Source organism: Acinetobacter sp. WCHAc010034 (assembly GCF_001696615.3).
Classification (GTDB): domain Bacteria; phylum Pseudomonadota; class Gammaproteobacteria; order Pseudomonadales; family Moraxellaceae; genus Acinetobacter.
The window spans coordinates 912,225-930,550 of sequence record NZ_CP032279.1 but is presented as its reverse complement, the minus strand read 5'-3'; the positions used below and the strand labels follow the sequence as shown (position 1 = coordinate 930,550).

The window sequence follows — 18,326 nt, the reverse complement described above, 5'->3', positions numbered from 1 at the left end:
TATGACCAATTATGAATTATAAATTAATAATTGATCTTTAAATCGACAAAAAGTAGGATATTCATTATTAAAAAGTGTTTTTTTTATTTCAAATGCATATTGGTCATACCAATCTGATAAAGATTTGATCGGTATGGCCGGACCATTCCTTATTCTGGAAAGCATTTCAAGGAGATGACAATGCTTCAGCAATGGCAGCAAATTTATGACCCGATGGGGAATATTTGGCTTTCAAGCGCAATTGCCCTTATTCCAATTATTTTCTTCTTTTTGGCCTTAGCCGTATTCCGCCTGAAGGGCAGTGTGGCGGGCACAATTACGGTTGCTTTAGCTTTAACGGTTTCGCTTTTCGCCTATCAAATGCCGGCAGCGATGGCCTTTGCATCCATGGTTTACGGCTTTTTCTATGGCCTGTGGCCAATTGCCTGGATCATCATCGGCGCGGTTTTCCTGTATAAAATTTCAGTAAAAACCGGCCAGTTTGACATTATCCGCTCTTCAATCCTTTCGATTACTGAAGATCAGCGCCTGCAGATGCTGCTGGTCGGCTTTGCTTTCGGTACCTTCCTTGAAGGCGCTGCAGGCTTTGGCGCGCCCGTAGCAATTACGGCAGCGCTGCTGGTCGGCTTGGGCTTTAAGCCGCTTTACGCAGCCGGCCTGTGCTTGATTGTGAACACCGCGCCGGTCGCGTTTGGCGCAATGGGTATTCCAATTATTGTTGCAGGGCAGGTGTCTGGCGTAGACACCATGGAAATCAGCCAGATGGTTGGCCGTCAGCTGCCGTTTATGGTGCCAATCGTGCTGTTCTGGATCATGGCGATTATGGATGGCTGGCGCGGCGTTAAGGAAACTTGGCCTGCAGTGATTGTCGGCGCGGGTTCATTTGCGATTGCGCAGTACCTGACTTCGAACTTTGTCGGCCCGGAACTTCCGGACATCACTGCTGCGATTGCTTCTTTAGTGTCGCTGACTATCCTGCTGAAATACTGGAAGCCGAAGCACATTTTCCGCTTTGCCGACCAGGATGCTTCGATTGATGAAAATCTTGAAGCGCAAAAGCAGCAGAAATACAGCATTGGCCAAATTGCCAAAGCATGGTCTCCATTTGCGATCTTAACCGTAATGGTGACAATCTGGAGCGTCAAGCCGTTTAAAGACCTGTTCACGAAAGACGGCGCGCTGCATGACTTGGTCATTTCAATTAAAGTGCCGTTCCTGCATCAGCTGGTGCAGAAAATGCCGCCGGTTGTGCCGGAAATTAAAGACTACGACGCAATTTATAAATTCGACTGGATCTCTGCAACAGGGACAGCGATTATGATTGCAGCCGTGATCACCATTCTGTTCCTGAAAATGAAGCCGAAAGACGCGGTAAAAGCTTTTGGCGAAACACTGAATGAACTGAAAGTGCCGATTTACTCGATTGGCATGGTGCTGTCATTTGCCTTTATCGCTAATTATTCAGGCATGTCTGCGACCTTGGCTTTAGCGCTGGCGCATACGGGCAACGCCTTTACCTTCTTCTCGCCGTTCCTAGGCTGGATTGGGGTATTCCTGACCGGTTCAGACACCTCTGCCAATGCCTTGTTTGGCGCCTTGCAGGCAACGACTGCGCAGCAGATTGGCGTGCCGGAAGTGCTGCTGGTGGCAGCCAATACCAGCGGCGGCGTGACGGGTAAAATGATTTCCCCTCAGTCAATTGCAATCGCCTGTGCGGCGGTGGGCCTGGTAGGCAAAGAATCTGATTTGTTCCGTTTTACCGTAAAACACAGTATAACGTTCACAATCATGATGGGTATTATGGTTACCCTGCAAGCCTACGTGTTCCCATGGATGATTCCATAGCACTGATTTTAGCCAAGAGTTGAGAAAAGCAGATGAAAGTCTCCGACCAAGCCGTACAGCAGCTGCGCATATTGATCGAACAGAACAAGATGCAAGTCGGAGACCGTTTGCCTGCAGAACGCAAATTATGCGAGCAGCTCGGAGTTTCCCGCTCCTCCCTGCGTGAAGCGATTCAGCATTTAGCCAGCAAAGGCATGCTGGTCAGCAAGGCAGGGTCGGGGACTTTTCTGCAGCAGCTGCCGTCCAACTGGTCCAATCATCAGATTGTAGAGCCTTTAAGCGGCTTGATTGACCAGGACCCCGCTTACCGTTTTGATGTGCAGGAAGCGCGCAGCATTCTGGAAGGCGGAACGGCATGGTACGCTGCCCGGCGCGCGACGCCGGAAGATATGGAAAATATCCGCAGATGCTATGAGCAGATTGCGCATTATCAGTCGATTGGCGATGACAATCAGGCCTCTATTGCAGACGCCAAGTTCCATTTGGCGATTGCTGAAGCCTCGCATAATTTAGTGCTGATACAGATGATGCGCGGCTTGTTTGACTTGCTGCAGTACAACGTCGTTTTAGGACGGCGCAAAGTCTATACCGAATCTCACCGTTTTGATCAATTGCATGACCAGCACTTTCAGGTGATGCATGCAATTGAACGCCGTGACCCGGAAGCTGCCCGAAATGCAGTCTGCGGGCACATTGAATTTGTAGTCCAACAGGTGCGCTCGATTGATGAGGAAGATGCCCGTCGCCAGCGCGCCAGTAGATTAAACAGGATATAACCATGATTATTTCTTCTGCGAATGATTATCGTGAAGCCGCGAGACGCCGTTTGCCGCCCTTTCTTTTCCACTATATTGATGGCGGCGCATATGCGGAATATACATTAAAGCGCAATGTTGAAGATTTATCCAAAGTCGCTTTAAGGCAGCGCGTGCTGAATGACATGTCGCAGCTGAGTCTGGAAACCAAACTGTTTGACGAAACTTTAGCGATGCCGGTAGCGCTGTCGCCTGTCGGCTTAACCGGCATGTATGCGCGCCGCGGTGAAGTTCAGGCCGCTGTAGCTGCCGACAAAAAAGGCATTCCGTTCACCCTGTCTACGGTTTCAGTCTGCCCGATTGAAGAAGTTGCGCCGGCGATTCAGCGCCCAATGTGGTTCCAGTTGTATGTGCTGCGTGACCGCGGCTTTATGAAAAATGCTCTGGAGCGCGCTAAAGCTGCCGGCTGTTCAACGCTGGTGTTTACTGTAGACATGCCGGTGCCGGGCGCGCGCTACCGCGATGCGCATTCAGGCATGAGCGGCCAGAACGCTGCCATGCGCCGCTATATGCAGTCATGCCTCCACCCGCACTGGGCATGGAACATCGGCCTGATGGGCCGCCCGCATGACCTGGGCAACATCTCTAAATACTTAGGCAAGCCGACAGGCCTTGAAGACTATATCGGCTGGCTGGGCAGCAACTTTGATCCGTCAATTTCGTGGAAAGACCTGGAATGGATCCGCGAGTTCTGGGACGGCCCAATTGTGATTAAGGGCATTCTTGACCCTGAAGACGCTAAAGATGCGGTGCGCTTCGGCGCTGACGGCATTGTGGTGTCGAATCACGGCGGCCGCCAGCTGGACGGCGTTCTGTCTTCTGCGCGCGCTTTGCCGCCGATTGCGGACGCGGTGAAAGGCGACATTAAAATCTTAGCGGATTCAGGCATCCGCAATGGCTTGGATGTAGTGCGCATGCTGGCTATGGGTGCAGACACCTGCATGCTGGGCCGCGCATTTGTATATGCGCTGGGCGCAGCTGGTGGCGCCGGTGTTTCAAATCTTCTGGATTTGATTGACAAGGAAATGCGCGTGGCGATGACGCTGACAGGCGCTAAAACCATTGCAGACATTACTGAAGACTGCCTGGTTAAGCTGGAAAGAGAACTGGCTGAGTAATTCTGAATCTTGAACAGCCTTGCTTTTAAAAAGCAGGGCTGTTCTCTCTCTGCTTTATTCCTGCATTACCTATGGTTCGGGGCGGGGCAGGCAGATTTTATTCATCAAGGCTTTTTGATTTCTGAACAGGAAAATGAAAAGCGGCCTTTGCTTAGAAAGTCATTTGCCGGACGCTGAACCTGCTCATGGCAAAATAGAATGAATTTCAGCAAAAGCCTTGAGCGCCATATCTTGCGGCGCGCAAATCTCAAGCGGCGGCAGACAGCGTTTCCGCGCATCAAATGTTCATTATTTAGTGATTAAAATATTTCTAAGAGCTTATTTAAAAAGCGGTAAAGGGCTAAGAATAACTTTAGGAAAGGATTAGAAGTATGTCAGCTCAATTAAGTCCACAGCAAACCATTCAGAAGCTCATCGGCATTGTGGGCAAGCAGCACGTCTTAACCGATGACAACGACACGCGCCTGTACCGCCAAGGCCGGCGCTACGGCTCAGGACAGGTTCTGGCTGTGGTTGCTCCCGGGTCTTTGGTGGAGCAGTGGCATGTGCTGAAAGCTGCGGTTGATGCGGACTGCATCGTGATTATGCAGGCTGCCAATACCGGGCTGACCGGCGGCTCAACGCCATTCGGCGATGACTATGACCGCCCGGTGGTGCTGATCAGCACGCGCCGCCTGGCCGGCATTCAGGTGATTAATGAAGGCAAGCAGGTAATTTGCCTGCCGGGCGCAACTTTAGACCGGCTGGAAAAAGAGCTGGCGCAGTTCAACCGCGAGCCGCATTCGGTGATCGGCTCATCCTGCATCGGCGCATCGGTTCTAGGCGGCGTCTGCAACAACTCCGGCGGGGCGCTGGTGCGCCGCGGCCCAGCCTATACCGAGCTTGCGCTGTATGCGCGGGTCAATGATGCCGGCGAACTGGAGCTGGTCAACCATCTTGGGGTGAATCTGGGTTCAAGCCCTGAAGAAATCCTGAGCAGGCTGGAAAATAAAAACTACCAGACTGCAGACATTGAAAATAATTCAGGCTGCTGCGCATCTGACCAGCGCTATTCACATGATGTTAAGCAGGTGGATGAAAATACCCCTGCGCGCTTTAATGCCGACCCGTCGCGCCTATATGAAGCATCGGGTTCTGCCGGCAAAGTCTGCGTTTTTGCGGTGCGTTTGGATACTTTTGAGAAAATTCCAAGCCAGGTGTTCTATGTCGGCACCAATTCGCATGATGACCTGACCGAAATCCGCCGTTTCCTGCTGAAAGATCTGCCGCGCCTGCCGATTGCAGGGGAATACATTCACCGCGTAGCCTATGATATTGGCGCGGAGTACGGCAAAGACACCTTCATGTTCATTGAAAAGTTCGGCACGGCTAAAGTGCCGGCAGCTTTCGCCATGAAGGACAAGGTTGACGGCTATCTGGAAAGAATCGGCATGAAAGGCCTGTCAGATAAAATGCTGCAGCTGGTGACGAAATTCCTGCCGAACCATTTGCCGCAGCGCATGAATGACTTCCGCGACCTGTATGAGCATCATCTGGTGATCCGCATTGAAAATCAGGATGCCGCGCTGGCTGAGGAATTCCTGAAAGGCTATTTCCAGTCCAGAACTTCAGGCAGCTACTTCCACTGCAGCGATGAAGAAGGGCGCAAAGCCTTCCTGCACCGCTTTGCCGTTGCCGGCGCGGCCATCCGCTACCGGGACACGCACCGCAGTGAAGTGGAAGATATTGTGGCGCTGGATATCGCCCTGCGCCGCAATGACCGCGAATGGGTGGAAACCCTGCCGAAGGCAATGGATGACCTGATCCTGCATAAGCTGTATTACGGGCATTTCCTCTGCCATGTGTTCCATCAGGACTATATTGTGAAAAAAGGCGTCGACCCTTTGGCGATGGAGCATCAGATGTGGCACCTGCTGGATGACCGCGGTGCGGAATATCCGGCGGAGCACAACGTCGGCCACCTGTATGTCGCTAAGCCGGCGTTAAGAACGCATTATCAGAAACTGGATCCGACCAACAGCTTCAACGTGGGCATCGGCCAGACCAGCAAGCTGAAGCATTGGAAATAAGCTTGGGCCTTTAAAGGCTACACTGCAGTTCTGCAGATTAAGCCAGTCACTCAAATGACTGGCTTTTTTTATTTCGGCTGGAAAAGTCATGGACTTGGCAGGGCAGGCTGCAGAGAATTGACCGTAGACACCGAGAATATTTCCTAAATTGTCATCCCAAAATTTTTAAAACCCGCTAAAGTAGTATGCAACAAGTTGCAAAGCCAAATAGAAAAGGATGCATCATGACAACGACTAGCTATGCAAATATTTTAAAACCCCTGCATTTGGGCTTTACGACCATTAAAAACCGCGTGGTGATGGGCTCAATGCACACGGGGCTGGAAGACCGTTTCTATAACTATCCAAAGCTGGCAGCCTATTTCGGCGAGCGCGCCAAAGGCGGCGTGGGCTTGATCATTACCGGCGGCATCTCTCCCAACCGTCAAGGCTGGCTTCTTCCGGCCGGCGGCACCATGAATACTTTGGGCGATATTGCGCCGCACCGCCTGGTGACCCATGCGGTGCATAAGCATGGCGCGAAAATTTTAATGCAGATTCTGCATGCCGGACGCTACGGCTATCAGCCTTTTGTGGTCTCCGCCAGCCCGGTCAAATCGCCGATTTCGCCTTTCAAGCCGCGCCAGCTCAGCGATAAGCAGATTCTGGAAACCATTCAGGACTATGTCAAAACCGCCAGCCTTGCGAAAAAAGCCGGATATGACGGCGTGGAAATTATGGGTTCGGAAGGCTATCTGCTGAATCAGTTTTTAAGCCGCCATGTCAACCAGCGCACCGACCGCTGGGGCGGATCAATTGAAAACCGCATGCGCTTTGCGGTGGAAATTGTCAAAGCCATCCGCGCTGAAGCTGGCGAGAAGTTCATCATCTGCTTCCGCCTGTCGATGCTGGATTTGGTGCATGACGGCAACACCATGGATGAAGTCATCACCGTTGCGCAGGCCTTGGAGCAGGCGGGCGTAACTCTGCTGAATACCGGCATCGGCTGGCATGAAGCGCGCATTCCGACCATTGTGACTTCGGTGCCGCGGGCGGCTTTTGCCGACTACACGGCGGAAGTGAAAAAGCATGTGTCCATTCCGGTCATTGCTTCTAACCGCATCAATATGCCGGAAACTGCGGAAGAAATTCTGGCTGCCGGCAAGGCGGATATGGTGCAGATGGCGCGCCCGCTGCTGGCTGACCCGTTTTGGGTGAATAAGACCGCGACCAACCGCGTCGATGAAATCAATACCTGCATTGCCTGCAATCAGGCCTGCTTAGACCATACCTTTAAAAATCAGCGCGCGACCTGCCTAGTCAACCCGCGCGCGGCTTTTGAAACTGAGCTGGTCTATGTAAAAGCCAAGAAGCCTAAGCGCATTGCGGTCATTGGCGGCGGTGTGGCGGGCATGTCGGCGGCGACGGTAGCAGCCGGGCGCGGCCATCAGGTGACCCTGTTTGAAGCCGGCAATGAAGTAGGCGGCCAGTTCAACCTGGCGAAAGTGATTCCGGGCAAAGAGGAATTTCATGAAACTATCCGCTATTTTAAAGTGCAGATTGAGAAAACTGGCGTTGAACTGCGCCTGAATACCAAGGCCAGCCGCGAACAGCTGGAGCGCGAAGGCTTTGAAGAAGTGATTGTGGCGACTGGCGTTGTGCCGCGCGCCTTGAAAATTGAGGGCAGTGATGCGCCGCAAGTGCTGTCCTATGCCGAAGTGCTGCGCGGCGCGCCGGTAGGTGAGCGGGTCGCTGTAATTGGCGCCGGCGGCATTGGCTTTGATGTTTCTGAGTTTTTGCTGAAACCGCCGCATCAGCCGCAGCCGCAGCCTTTGACGGACTGGCAGCGCGAGTGGGGGATTGATTCAAATCCGAATTACCTTTCTGAAGGCGGCATGCAGCCGGCGGAAGTGCATGCGCCGGTGCGTGAAATTTATCTGCTGCAGCGCAAAACCACGCCATTGGGCGCGGGCTTGGGCAAAACCTCCGGCTGGGTGCACCGCGCGCAGCTGAAAAAGCATGGCGTGCGCATGCTGCGCGGCGTGCAGTACAAGGCGGTGACCGATGAGGGCATCTGGGTTGAGCTGGCGGGCCATGACCAGCTGCTGCGGGTGGATACGGTTGTAGTCTGCGCCGGGCAGGAATCTGTTAAGGATTTAATGCCGGCGGCGCAGGAAAAAACCTTGGCGAATTATCATATTATCGGCGGCGCTAAGCTCGCCTCAGAGCTGGATGCGAAGCGCGCCATCCGTGAAGGCGCTGAAATCGCAGCCAATTTATAAGCAGTTGGTGAAACAATATTCATTTGAATAGCTTGACTGCAATTTTCTCTTGTCATCATAGGGAAACCTCCGTATGATGGCGCACATGGAAGCGTGGCAGAGCGGTTTAATGCACCGGTCTTGAAAACCGACGAGGGCGCGAGTCCTCCGTGAGTTCGAATCTCACCGCTTCCGCCAAATATCTAAATAAGCCCTTGTTTTTACAAGGGCTTATTTTTTATCTATAGTTTTACCCCTCAACCTACCCCACATAAAAAGTTGGATATAATAAGCTTAATTAGGATGATTTAGGAAAGAATAAGAAAATCCTCACTGAAATCTTAGTGTGATCTAAACTCAATTTGAATTTGTTAAGTTGAATCCTTAAAAGTAAAAAGGCGTTATTAAGTGATCTAACCCATGAAAGTTGGACAGTTTGATTAGGCAGTTTTAGGGGGCTGAGTTCTGTATTTTATAGTGCTTGGTGCTACATTGAATCCTATATTTTTTCCAGTCGGAAGTTCCACATTAATATGGGGCTTTCTATTTATAGCATCAATATACTTTTCATAGGGAAACTCTAAGATCATTCCCACAATTTTTTAATTGCTGAAAGTGATGGTTGTTTGATCCCAGGCGTTACAGCTGGTTCTCTTTGAGAAATCTTTAAGTCTTTCCGAATGGAATGGAGCTGAGTTTCTAAAAATAGTTCGTCAGCCAATTTTTGAATACTGGCTTGGCTCTCTGGAGAGTGGCTAGCTAATTATTCTTGTAAGGACTAAACCATTAGATTGATATCGTAAACAAAATTCTAAAATTCCGAAAAATTACTCATCGTAAAAACTTGAATAAATATTAATATATAAATATTGCTAAATAATATTTAGTTAAATTAAAGTGTAAAAATGCTAATTTTCAATGAAAAATAATTTTTTTTATACAAAATATAATTTCAATATTAATCTAACTTATTGAAATTTTATACTTATGTGCAATTTTAATCGAATAGTGGTGGGAAATGAATAAGCTGAAAGGAAGAATTGAGAAATTACCAGTATTGCTTGAGGAACTTCAGCAAAACTTATTGAATTATGATGAATTAAGAAATCAAAAAAGTACTCACCGAGGATACCTCTTACTCAAAGTTAAATTACTTAGGCAAGAAAATGAGCTTGAAATGATTAATAATGTAGAAAAATTTATTACTCATATGTTGATTAGTGATGACTTGCCCTTTGAAGAAGAAGTGATAAGAAAAGATGGATTTAGAAGAGTAGAGTATCGAATTGTAGAACAACTTTTTTTTACATTTAATCGTATTTTTGAGCACCGGCCTATTCGTAATGATCTAAAAAATACTTATTTCTCTCAATGTATTCAATTTGGTTTAGATTTAGAATTATTTTTAGAATGTTTTAGCTCTATCGAGCATAATTCGCTTCATTTTTTTAATCGAATTTGGGATGATAAAAATCGATTATGGGCTGAGATAGCTGCTGTGCCGAGTCGTACTTCCAATTCACAGAAGAGAACAGTGAATACGTTATTTACGGATACTCCGACTTTATATGAAAAGCGAAAAATCTTTGGTACATCTGAAATTTTTTATCAAAAAATCTTATCTAAAGAGCATGCAAAGAAGTTGAATACAATAAATACGAATTGCTCTGCTCGTTATAAAAATGCTTGTGAATATGTTTCAAACTTGTTTGATCAACACAAATTTTTGACCTTTATTGCGTTGGATTTGTGTTTTCCACCAAGGCTGGAAGATGCAGGGGATGCTAAACAGAAATACTTAAAGAGTTTTAAAAATAGAATTAGGCAGCATTCACTCTTTTCTCAAATGGAGGGGTTTTTAGGGAAGTGGGAGTATTCCCACATAAAAGACACTTATATTCGCATGATTTTTGTTTTTAAAAAAACTGATAAGCATATGGAAGACCAGTTGCCTGAGATTCTTGGCAGCTTTTGGAAAAATAGCTTTAAAAATAGAAATGGTTCATTTCATTTTGCATTTCTTGCAAGCGGAAAATCAAAGTTAAATGCGACGCTGTGCAGCATATCTTTAAAGCAGGATAAGTTAAGGCTAGAATTGGAAAAAAGGACGATTTTTTATCTTACATATAGTCAAAGCTATTATCGCTATAAATACCCAAGTATGTACTCACTAAATACATTTCAGAAAAAAGGTGGAAATGGAGGGATCGTGAAAACGTCTGTAGGGCCGCGTGATATATTTTTTAAAGGGGAGTTACCTGCAGATGTGATTGCTGCAAAAAAAGAAATCAAGGAGAAAAATAAAAAAATTAAGAGAAATCAATTGTTTGAAAAAAGGCAGCAGGAAGTCGAAAATAAAGAGTTAGAACTAATAAAGGAGAACTTTTTACATTTAATGAATAAAAGTTGACATACATATCATCTCATTGAACACAGCATGGTGTTCATTATGAATGAGGAGTGATTGATATGTCAGTCGAATGTCCAAGATGTAAGTCATCAGAAATCAGTGTGAAGAATTATGGACGTAAAGTTGGCGGGACGGTTGGAACCGCAGCAGGAACTGTCGGTGGTGTTTCAACCGCAATGGCATCAGCGCAAGCGGGTGCTGTGATGGGGATGGCAGCAGGGCCTGTAGGTGCGATATTTGGCGGGCTTGCCGGTGCAGTGATTGGTGGTTTGGTTGGCGGTGTAGCAGGCTGTACTGCGGGAACGGCTCTAGGTGAAATGGTGGATGAATCTATTTTAGATAATTATCAGTGTCTGCATTGCGGATGCTGTTTCAGTGAATCTGAAAACCATTTAAGAAATGATGTGAATCATTAAAACAGATATTCCCCGCTGCCGGTATCGGCAGCGGGGAATATTGAACAGGCTTATTTTATTTTCCTGAAATGACTTTAAGAATAATCCATGCAAATAGCGGGCTAATCAGCGTTGCAATGAAAAACCAAAGAAAGAAGCTGCGGTTTTGTCCCGCCGCACTGAAGCCCACAATAATTGCAAAAATCAGCCAGAGCAGAATAATTGGCATATCCGAGTTTCCTTTATTATTTAGCAGGCTGACCATATAGATTGCTGTGAGCGTCACCTTCTTTTACAAACCAGATGATTAATAGAATGACGCCTATAATCGGAACGAGACTGATTAAATACCACCAACCGGATTTCCCCGTGTCATGCAGCCGTCTGACGGATACTCCCGTTTGAGGCAAGGCCATCCCGATTAAGTACAGGGCGTAAAACAGTACCTCTGTGCCAAAGATATAATCTAAGACCATCGTGGCTATAGCGCCGATTAAGTAGAATAAAATGAAATACCAGTATTCTTGCCGTCTTGCCCGGCCAGTAAAATTGACATAGCTTTTTATGCACTTTAAAAACCAGTCAAAAGGGCTGTACTGCGCTTCATTTTTTTCATGCAATTGTTGAATGATGTTGTTGGCGCTTGCGGTGTTAGTCAAAGCAGCATAAACCCCAATCGCCTTGCCTTCAGCATCAATATCAAAATCGACCGCCATGCCGCGTTGAGGCTGACGCTGTTCTTTCCACTCCGCACCGATAAATTGATAACGTTTCTGGTCACCACCAGAAATAATCCCCGTATTATTTTGAATCGAAAAATCTAAAATCTTGCCTTGCATAATTTCACCCTGTTATATGACTGATTCGCTGTTCAGTAGGCGCAGAAGTTAAGTTAAAAGTTGAATGTGTAAGCTCCAGAGTCGGTTTCTACACTGATTTCTTTAACGGCATGAAAGTCGCAGGTGATATGGGCGCGCACAGCTTGACCAAACTTTAATGATCCATGACCTGGCCAGCTCCGATACCAGAAGCGCGGTGCACAGGTATTGCCGCGGTTGACTGTCACATTATGAATTGTGACTTGATCGGCGATTGCGCTGACATCCAGCTGCAGGTAATTGCCGTTTCCCATCTTTGCAGCATGTTCATTGAACTGCTCACTCAGATGCAGTTCCACAGGCGGCTCATTAGAGCTTTGCATGAACTCATCATTCATTGCCTCTTGTTCAGCAGGCAGATCCTCAGTTGTGACTTTAGATATATCCTGATTGCCAATCTCTTGAACAGGGACTGTCTGCTCAGGCGCTTGAGCGGGTTGCTTGGCTGTGGATGGTGGTTCTGGGTTGCAGGCTGAAAGCATGACAGCCGTCCATAAAACGAATGTTATTTTTTTCACTATTTCTCCCGATAACTTTGTTAGAGCAGCAAAAAATAGAGACGACGAGAGTAGCTCTGTCTTCTGATGACTATGATTGAGTTATTAGATTGAATTCAGTTGGTAGAGAATCAGATTGAAATCAATGTTAAGCCAGCAGGGCAAAGCTGCATTTGATTGATACAGACACGGCTATGGCAGGAATGTAGTAAAAAAGAATATGGATAAGAAATGACTTTAGTCATGGGTGACTCCTTTTGTTTTATAAGAGTCTTACCAGTTACTGTCAAATAATGGTGGCAAGACTAGAAGGGTTGACAGACCGGTACAAAAGGAAACCAGCGCACGCAAGCGTGCCCCTCCTAGCCTCACCATAAAGGCGTGACTTAAGAGAACGCACAAAACGAAATTCACGTTGTTGTGCGCCTTTTGTAAACGATCTGTCAAAATCGACTGGCCATGAGGGTCAGCCTGCACAGGATAAAGCTTGAAATGGATAGGTGTCAAGCGCAGTCAAAGTAAGAGGTTTTCTAATTCTTAAAATATAGGCAATGAGAAAATTCAACTCATTTACAGTCAGTTGGAGTAAGTAAATTTCTGCTTTGAATAGAAAAAATGATGCTGCGCCTAGCTGTTATGTAAGAGCATGCTTCACAGAAAATCATGGTCATCATCCAGTGAATTTCTATCGGTGTTCTTGCTCCTTAACAACGATCCCATTTCATTGGAGAATTGACATGAACAGTTTAGTTACAGCACATAATATAGAGCCTACAGCAACAGAATTGGCTGTACAGCCAAATGAGAGAATTATCCGTCTTAAACAAGTTGTAGAGCTGACAGGTTTATCACGTTCGACGATTTACGACCGATTGAATCCAAAGTCGAAACGTTACGATGCCAGCTTTCCAGAATCAATCAAGCTGGGGGCAAGGCTTAATGCTGGTGCGGTTGGATGGCTTGAATCAGAAATTCAAGCATGGATTAAACAGCGAATCGAGGAAAGAAGCCGCCCACTGTTAAGATGAGTGCAGACGCATAATTCAACACCTGATTTTTATCTTGATTTTAAAACCAACCAATCCTGAGCAAAGCTTTATCATCTCTATCATTGAGCAAAATTCTTAGAAGATTTATGGGTTCAATAAAACACCTAAAACATTCTGGTACTTATATAATTTATATATGAACCTATCCTACACATGATCTAGATCAGAATGATCATTGAATCAAGCTGTGCCTTGAACAGGTTATGCATGATCAAAGATAGAACCATGCGTAGGAATCTAGAGAATCAATTCTCATACTTCTTTCCTTATCGCCTGAGCGATGAAAACAAGATATCCGTACTTGTTCAATCCATGACTGAATCCCTTTGAATATTTAATCAATAGATGCCTATGTACATCTGAAGGCACAGTCATGTCTGCGATTTGGCGGTAGTGGATAGATAGAACGATAGAGGCGACAGGGCGCACTCAAGCTTTAACGAGAGTTCCTATGATTAATTTAGATAAACAAGATTTACTGAAACAGCTGTCACAACAGGACTATGAGCAATGGCATCATGACCTGATGATCATCAAACGAGTGGTTACAGAGATTGCAAGCTTTAAAAGATTTAGAGATATATTTGATAGCCGCGAGTACTATTATTGCCCATGCTATCAACAAGGCAGCTCAAGATTCCGTTATGGTGATGTAGGGAGGAAGCTTTACGGTGACCTGCGTGATTTGGCCAATGATTTTTTCTATGCGATATCAGTGGTGAGAAAGATAGACCGTTATTATCCGCTTGAATACTATCCTTTGCATTTACGAATATTTATGGATTGCGTAGACGCGGAGCGATTAACACGTACAGCTTATGATCCTGCCGATATCTCTCCTTATTTTGCTAATCGGTTGAATGATTGCGCCTTTGATATGTATGAGCAAATAAGACTGCCAGAGAATAAGATTGCGTTAAAACGAGCTAAAGAACTGACTTCGCGTCAAAGACGTAGCACGGAAGAATACATCGATCAGCTGATCTTGCAGTATTCCCGTTTGATTGCAGTGCGGGTTGATTTTGGCTACAGCGAAAATGCAGATACGAGCTATGAGCTGATCAGTGAGCATCGGGATGTACTGCTGCGTTATTTACGCGAGAAGCATGCTGGGGATGCGCAAGCCGGTTATGTTTGGAAACTCGAATATGGGCTAAAGAAGGGCTATCACTTGCACATGATGATCTTTCTAGATGGTTCGCGGGTACAGGAAAGTATCAGTCATGGCAAGATCATTGCGAATCATTGGATCGAAGTGATTACTGAAGGAGAAGGCGTTGCATTTAATTGTAATGCGGTCATGCAGAACTATCAGCGCAATGGGATTGGACGAGTGGATTACGATAATGCAGCTAAGATCAGAGATCTCAAATTCGCGTGCCAGTATCTGACCAAATATGATGAATACATTGAGTTGGTGCATTATGGCTATCAAGTCAATCAATATTCTGATGATCCAAACAAAAAGCCTGTCTACTCCGAGTTGAAACGCGTTTTTGGCAAAGCCAAGCTGCCTAGCTATATTCCTCACGTAGGACGGCCAAGACGTAAAGGTATATAACGCATTGTATTGATCTTCTCATTCCGTCATTAAATCTGCAATGTGCCCATGATGGGCACATTGCAGATTATTTCAGATACATATTATTGCCATGAAGATATTTACTCATTTTGGAGAACACTCATGGCACATCAAATTGAACAAATGGCCTATGTCGGCCAAACCCCTTGGCACGGCTTAGGGAATCAATTGACTCAAAACCAGCCCATAGAGGTCTGGGCGCAGCAGGCCGGCATGGACTGGCGCATTGAGTCCTCCAATGTCAGCTACATGGCGCAGAATGAACGCGGGCACAGCATCATCATGCCCTATGAGGAGCAGCGGGTTTTATACCGCTCCGATACCCATGCACCGCTGTCGGTTGTCAGCCAGCGCTATCAGGAAGTCCAGCCACAGGAAATACTGGAGTTTTACCGGGACTTGACCGAACAGTCCGGCTTTGAGCTGGAAACTGCAGGCGTGCTGAAAGGCGGCAAGAAGTTCTGGGCCTTGGCTAAAACAGGACAGAGTACGGCGCTGAAAGGCCGGGATGTCAGCAATGGCTATATTCTGCTGGCAACGGCCTGTGACGGCACTTTAGCCACCACGGCGCAATTCACCTCAATCCGCGTAGTCTGCAACAATACTTTGGCAATTGCCTTGCGCGGACAAAGCCGCAGCGCCGGCGCGGTCAAAGTTCCGCACAGCACCAAGTTCGATGCTGATAAGGTCAAACAGCAGCTGGGCATTTCCGTGCGCGCCTGGGATGAGCACATGTATGAGATGAAACAGCTGAGCCAGCGCAAAGTTACACAGCAGGAAGCCGCAGCGTATTTTGATACGGTTTTCAATAATGCCGGTCTGAACGGCGCTCAGCAGGATGACAGTATTATTCAGTTCTACCGCAATGTGGCGGCTCAAGCTAATCCGGCCGCCAAAGCGGAGAACAAGAGTGAACCGAATGGGCGTGCCATGTCGAAAGTCATGGCGATGTTCAACGGGCAGGGCCGCGGGGCAGAACTCAGCTCAGCTAAAGACACTGCTTATGGCCTGCTGTGTTCAATTACGGAATTTGTTGATCATGAGCGCCGCGCTATGAGTGCCGATCACCGGCTGGATTCAGCATGGTTTGGTGCAGGGCAGGCGGTCAAGCAGCGGGCTTTGGAGCAGGCAGCAGCCTTAACAGCTTGAATATTTTCCTAAATCCAGTGCTTTATCGCGCTTCAACCGCAATATACTTATGCCGGGAGCTTATTGTTTTAGAATAAGCTCTTTCAATAAGTGATTGCTGTTAAGTTAAAAATATAATGGGGGAAACTATGAAAGAATTCATTAAACCAGGCCTGATCTTGGCCTGTCTGCTGGGCAGTGTGCAAGCCAATGCCGAAACTTCAATCGCTAAGTTTATGAGCGCGTCCCAAGCTTCAGCGTCTTTCAGCTGCGCTTACAAAGGCAAAGCCGCCAGCAAGAAGTGTGTAGTCACCCGTTCAACTGTTAAGGCATCAGTCGATCCTATTGCAGCGCAAATTTATGGCGCGGATGAATCCCTTTCACTGCTGACAATTAAATGGCCTGATAATGATGTAAGCCGCTATCTGAGCATGGACAGCTGGGAGCTGAAAAATTTAGGCGATAAAAAAACTTACCGTTTAAAAACATCTCAGTCAGATGACAGCAGGCTAGATCTGAGAAGAGGGCTGATCATTCAGAGTGATGCATCTGCCGAGCATGTCCGTATTTGGTAAATCCGCTGATCCAGACTTATAAATATTCAAGGAAAATACATGAAAAACTTAATCGGCGGCTTATTTGCTGTACTGTGCCTTTCTGCGCTGACTGCACATGCAAATGCTCAATCCTGTCCGGCGCTGAACGCGCAGGCCAGCCAAAGGTCGGCAGTGTATCAGCCAAGGCTTTCATTTCAAGTTGCTGGACAAAAAGGCTTCCGTACTTATTTTTATACGGCGCCTTCTGAACAGTGCAGGCAGAAAAATCTTTTCTTGATTCCTAAAGATTCCGTGACCGCTTATGAGGAAATCAGCATCGGCAATCAAGCATGGATCAGTGTGATGTATGTCCAGAATAGCGGCTCGACGGTTGAAGGATGGATGAAAAAGAAAGATTTCAAGCAAACAGGAAAAGCAGGATTTTAATCATCTGATTTCTATGCCTGCATAAGCATAGATTTAAAGCTTAACAGAATAGCAAAAGCCGCATCCGACTTCGGTTGGATGCGGCTTTTTTATGCCTTTTATTTCACAGCGTGAATCTAAAATCAGGAGAAATGACATGAATGCAGCAATAAGAACACGGTCTTCTGTACATGCGGCTAAGCCATTTATTGCGCCAAAATTGTTTACAGCAAAGCGCTTTGCCGATACCAGAAATCTCAGTCATGCCGAATGGCTGGAAATCCGCAGGCAGGGCATCGGCAGCAGCGACTGCGCCGCCGCCTGCGGACTGAACCCCTATATGTCGATGCTGGAACTGTGGATGATCAAGACAGGACGGATTCAGCAAGCAATTGATGATGAGAGCCAAGGCCATGCGCCGCTGTACTGGGGCAAGCAGCTGGAACCGCTGGTCGCAGAATACTACAGCATGCACACCGGCCATAAAGTCCGGCGGGTTAATGCGGTGCTGCAGCATCCTGATCCTGACAGGCATTTTATGCTGGCCAATTTGGATTATACGGTCACGGGCAATGCGGAAGTGCAGCTGCTGGAGTGCAAGACGGCAGGGGAATACGGCGCGAAACTGTGGCGGGACGGCGTACCTCTATATGTGCTGTGCCAGGTGCAGCACCAGCTGGCGGTCACAGGCAAGCAGGCAGCGCATATCTGCGTGCTGATCTGCGGCCATGAAACCCGCATTTTTAAAGTGACGCGCAGCGAATCGGTGATTCAGCACATCATCAAAGCTGAACGCTATTTCTGGGATTGCGTGGAACAGGATATTCCGCCGGATGCCGATGCGAGTGCATCGGCGGCTGAAGCGCTGCAGCAGCTGTATCCGCAGCATATTCCTTTAACCATAGAAGACTTGAGCCAGCATGAACAGGGGAATCAGCTGTTTAACCAATTGATTCAAGACCGCAATCAAATCGAAAAGCATCAGCGGAATTTTGATCAGGCCAAGCACCAGATTCAGGCCCTGATGAAAGATTCGGAACGCGCCACTTTTCAAAATGGTTCAGTGACGTGGAAAAGGTCTAAGGATTCGGTCAGCCTGGACAGCAAAGCCCTGCTGAAGCTGCATCCGGAAATGCTGGAACTGTTCCCGCAGGCCAAAGCCGGTTCACGGCGCTTTAACATTTATGCAGATGCTGACTGAAATGAACTTAGCCTAAGCAATTCAGCAGCAAAGCTGTTTAACGCCATAACGATCCCATGCCTTCTGGCATGGGATTTTTTATGCATTCAATTTTTTAAATGAAATCTAAACAACTGCAGTGAAATAGAAAGGACATC

At 47.1% G+C, this 18,326-nt stretch carries 16 protein-coding genes, 1 tRNA gene and 1 pseudogene; 14 read left to right on the top strand and 4 right to left on the bottom strand.

Annotated elements, in window-relative coordinates:
- Nucleotides 1-174: 174 nt before the first annotated feature.
- The 6 genes from lldP (at nt 175) to BEN74_RS06080 (ending at nt 8,285) form a co-directional block, all read left to right on the top strand.
- Nucleotides 175-1,845, top strand: a complete 1,671-nt coding sequence (gene lldP / locus BEN74_RS06105) for an L-lactate permease (RefSeq protein WP_171404883.1) — start codon at nt 175-177, stop codon at nt 1,843-1,845.
- 32 nt (nt 1,846-1,877) lie between these two features.
- Nucleotides 1,878-2,621, top strand: coding sequence for a transcriptional regulator LldR (gene lldR / locus BEN74_RS06100; RefSeq protein ID WP_068910548.1), 744 nt, complete (start codon nt 1,878-1,880; stop codon nt 2,619-2,621).
- A gap of 2 nt (nt 2,622-2,623) precedes the next feature.
- Nucleotides 2,624-3,778, top strand: a complete 1,155-nt coding sequence (gene lldD / locus BEN74_RS06095) for an FMN-dependent L-lactate dehydrogenase LldD (protein ID WP_068910547.1) — start codon at nt 2,624-2,626, stop codon at nt 3,776-3,778.
- A gap of 371 nt (nt 3,779-4,149) precedes the next feature.
- A complete protein-coding gene (gene dld / locus BEN74_RS06090) occupies nt 4,150-5,847 on the top strand; it encodes a D-lactate dehydrogenase (protein WP_068910546.1) in 1,698 nt (565 codons plus the stop codon).
- Nucleotides 5,848-6,071: 224 nt separating this feature from the next.
- Nucleotides 6,072-8,108, top strand: coding sequence for an NADPH-dependent 2,4-dienoyl-CoA reductase (locus tag BEN74_RS06085; protein WP_068910545.1), 2,037 nt, complete (start codon nt 6,072-6,074; stop codon nt 8,106-8,108).
- A gap of 87 nt (nt 8,109-8,195) precedes the next feature.
- A tRNA-Ser gene (locus BEN74_RS06080) sits at nt 8,196-8,285 on the top strand.
- A gap of 242 nt (nt 8,286-8,527) precedes the next feature.
- Here BEN74_RS06080 and BEN74_RS06075 read toward each other — a convergent pair.
- Nucleotides 8,528-8,817, bottom strand: a pseudogene (locus tag BEN74_RS06075) (transcriptional regulator).
- 288 nt (nt 8,818-9,105) lie between these two features.
- Here BEN74_RS06075 and BEN74_RS06070 point away from each other — a divergent pair.
- Nucleotides 9,106-10,497, top strand: coding sequence for a hypothetical protein (locus BEN74_RS06070; protein ID WP_068910544.1), 1,392 nt, complete (start codon nt 9,106-9,108; stop codon nt 10,495-10,497).
- A gap of 59 nt (nt 10,498-10,556) precedes the next feature.
- Nucleotides 10,557-10,913 (top strand): hypothetical protein, encoded by a 357-nt coding sequence (locus BEN74_RS06065; protein WP_068910543.1) that lies wholly within the window; start codon nt 10,557-10,559, stop codon nt 10,911-10,913.
- A gap of 55 nt (nt 10,914-10,968) precedes the next feature.
- On the opposite strand, the gene BEN74_RS06060 is transcribed toward BEN74_RS06065, so the two are convergent.
- Genes BEN74_RS06060 through BEN74_RS19330 form a run of 3 tightly spaced genes read right to left on the bottom strand, consistent with a single transcriptional unit; the run spans nt 10,969 to nt 12,288 of the window.
- Complete coding sequence (locus BEN74_RS06060; RefSeq protein WP_086374355.1) at nt 10,969-11,121, bottom strand: hypothetical protein; 153 nt, start codon at nt 11,119-11,121, stop codon at nt 10,969-10,971.
- Nucleotides 11,122-11,137: 16 nt separating this feature from the next.
- Nucleotides 11,138-11,731, bottom strand: coding sequence for a DUF805 domain-containing protein (locus tag BEN74_RS06055; RefSeq protein WP_068910541.1), 594 nt, complete (start codon nt 11,729-11,731; stop codon nt 11,138-11,140).
- Nucleotides 11,732-11,784: 53 nt separating this feature from the next.
- Nucleotides 11,785-12,288 carry a lipoprotein gene (locus tag BEN74_RS19330; protein WP_162898148.1) on the bottom strand — a complete coding sequence of 168 codons (504 nt, stop codon included), beginning with the start codon at nt 12,286-12,288 and terminating at the stop codon, nt 11,785-11,787.
- Between the two features lie 716 nt (nt 12,289-13,004).
- On the opposite strand from BEN74_RS19330, the gene BEN74_RS06045 reads away from it, so the two are divergent.
- The 6 genes from BEN74_RS06045 (at nt 13,005) to BEN74_RS06020 (ending at nt 18,189) form a co-directional block, all read left to right on the top strand.
- On the top strand, nt 13,005-13,295 hold the full coding sequence (locus tag BEN74_RS06045; RefSeq protein ID WP_086374351.1) for a helix-turn-helix transcriptional regulator: 291 nt from the start codon (nt 13,005-13,007) through the stop codon (nt 13,293-13,295).
- A 472-nt stretch (nt 13,296-13,767) separates the two neighbouring features.
- Entirely contained in the window at nt 13,768-14,877 is a 1,110-nt protein-coding gene (locus BEN74_RS06040) for a YagK/YfjJ domain-containing protein (RefSeq protein ID WP_086374352.1), read from the top strand.
- A 123-nt stretch (nt 14,878-15,000) separates the two neighbouring features.
- Complete coding sequence (locus BEN74_RS06035; protein ID WP_068910561.1) at nt 15,001-16,047, top strand: DUF932 domain-containing protein; 1,047 nt, start codon at nt 15,001-15,003, stop codon at nt 16,045-16,047.
- Nucleotides 16,048-16,175: 128 nt separating this feature from the next.
- On the top strand, nt 16,176-16,601 hold the full coding sequence (locus tag BEN74_RS06030; RefSeq protein ID WP_068910539.1) for a hypothetical protein: 426 nt from the start codon (nt 16,176-16,178) through the stop codon (nt 16,599-16,601).
- A 39-nt stretch (nt 16,602-16,640) separates the two neighbouring features.
- Nucleotides 16,641-17,009 (top strand): hypothetical protein, encoded by a 369-nt coding sequence (locus tag BEN74_RS06025; protein ID WP_068910538.1) that lies wholly within the window; start codon nt 16,641-16,643, stop codon nt 17,007-17,009.
- Between the two features lie 136 nt (nt 17,010-17,145).
- Complete coding sequence (locus BEN74_RS06020; RefSeq protein WP_068910537.1) at nt 17,146-18,189, top strand: YqaJ viral recombinase family protein; 1,044 nt, start codon at nt 17,146-17,148, stop codon at nt 18,187-18,189.
- Nucleotides 18,190-18,326 lie beyond the last annotated feature (137 nt).

Excerpts from the sequence above, each read along its gene's own strand:
- BEN74_RS06045 (WP_086374351.1), top strand. The coding sequence starts at position 13,005 with ATGAACAGTTTAGTTACAGCACATAATATAGAGCCTACAGCAACAGAA.
- BEN74_RS06070 (WP_068910544.1), top strand. The coding sequence starts at position 9,106 with ATGAATAAGCTGAAAGGAAGAATTGAGAAATTACCAGTATTGCTTGAG.
- BEN74_RS06030 (WP_068910539.1), top strand. The coding sequence starts at position 16,176 with ATGAAAGAATTCATTAAACCAGGCCTGATCTTGGCCTGTCTGCTGGGC.
- BEN74_RS06025 (WP_068910538.1), top strand. The coding sequence starts at position 16,641 with ATGAAAAACTTAATCGGCGGCTTATTTGCTGTACTGTGCCTTTCTGCG.
- BEN74_RS06055 (WP_068910541.1), bottom strand. The coding sequence starts at position 11,731 with ATGCAAGGCAAGATTTTAGATTTTTCGATTCAAAATAATACGGGGATT.
- lldP (WP_171404883.1), top strand. The coding sequence starts at position 175 with ATGACAATGCTTCAGCAATGGCAGCAAATTTATGACCCGATGGGGAAT.
- dld (WP_068910546.1), top strand. The coding sequence starts at position 4,150 with ATGTCAGCTCAATTAAGTCCACAGCAAACCATTCAGAAGCTCATCGGC.
- BEN74_RS06060 (WP_086374355.1), bottom strand. The coding sequence starts at position 11,121 with ATGCCAATTATTCTGCTCTGGCTGATTTTTGCAATTATTGTGGGCTTC.
- BEN74_RS06065 (WP_068910543.1), top strand. The coding sequence starts at position 10,557 with ATGTCAGTCGAATGTCCAAGATGTAAGTCATCAGAAATCAGTGTGAAG.
- BEN74_RS06085 (WP_068910545.1), top strand. The coding sequence starts at position 6,072 with ATGACAACGACTAGCTATGCAAATATTTTAAAACCCCTGCATTTGGGC.
- lldR (WP_068910548.1), top strand. The coding sequence starts at position 1,878 with ATGAAAGTCTCCGACCAAGCCGTACAGCAGCTGCGCATATTGATCGAA.
- lldD (WP_068910547.1), top strand. The coding sequence starts at position 2,624 with ATGATTATTTCTTCTGCGAATGATTATCGTGAAGCCGCGAGACGCCGT.
- BEN74_RS06020 (WP_068910537.1), top strand. The coding sequence starts at position 17,146 with ATGAATGCAGCAATAAGAACACGGTCTTCTGTACATGCGGCTAAGCCA.
- BEN74_RS06035 (WP_068910561.1), top strand. The coding sequence starts at position 15,001 with ATGGCACATCAAATTGAACAAATGGCCTATGTCGGCCAAACCCCTTGG.
- BEN74_RS06040 (WP_086374352.1), top strand. The coding sequence starts at position 13,768 with ATGATTAATTTAGATAAACAAGATTTACTGAAACAGCTGTCACAACAG.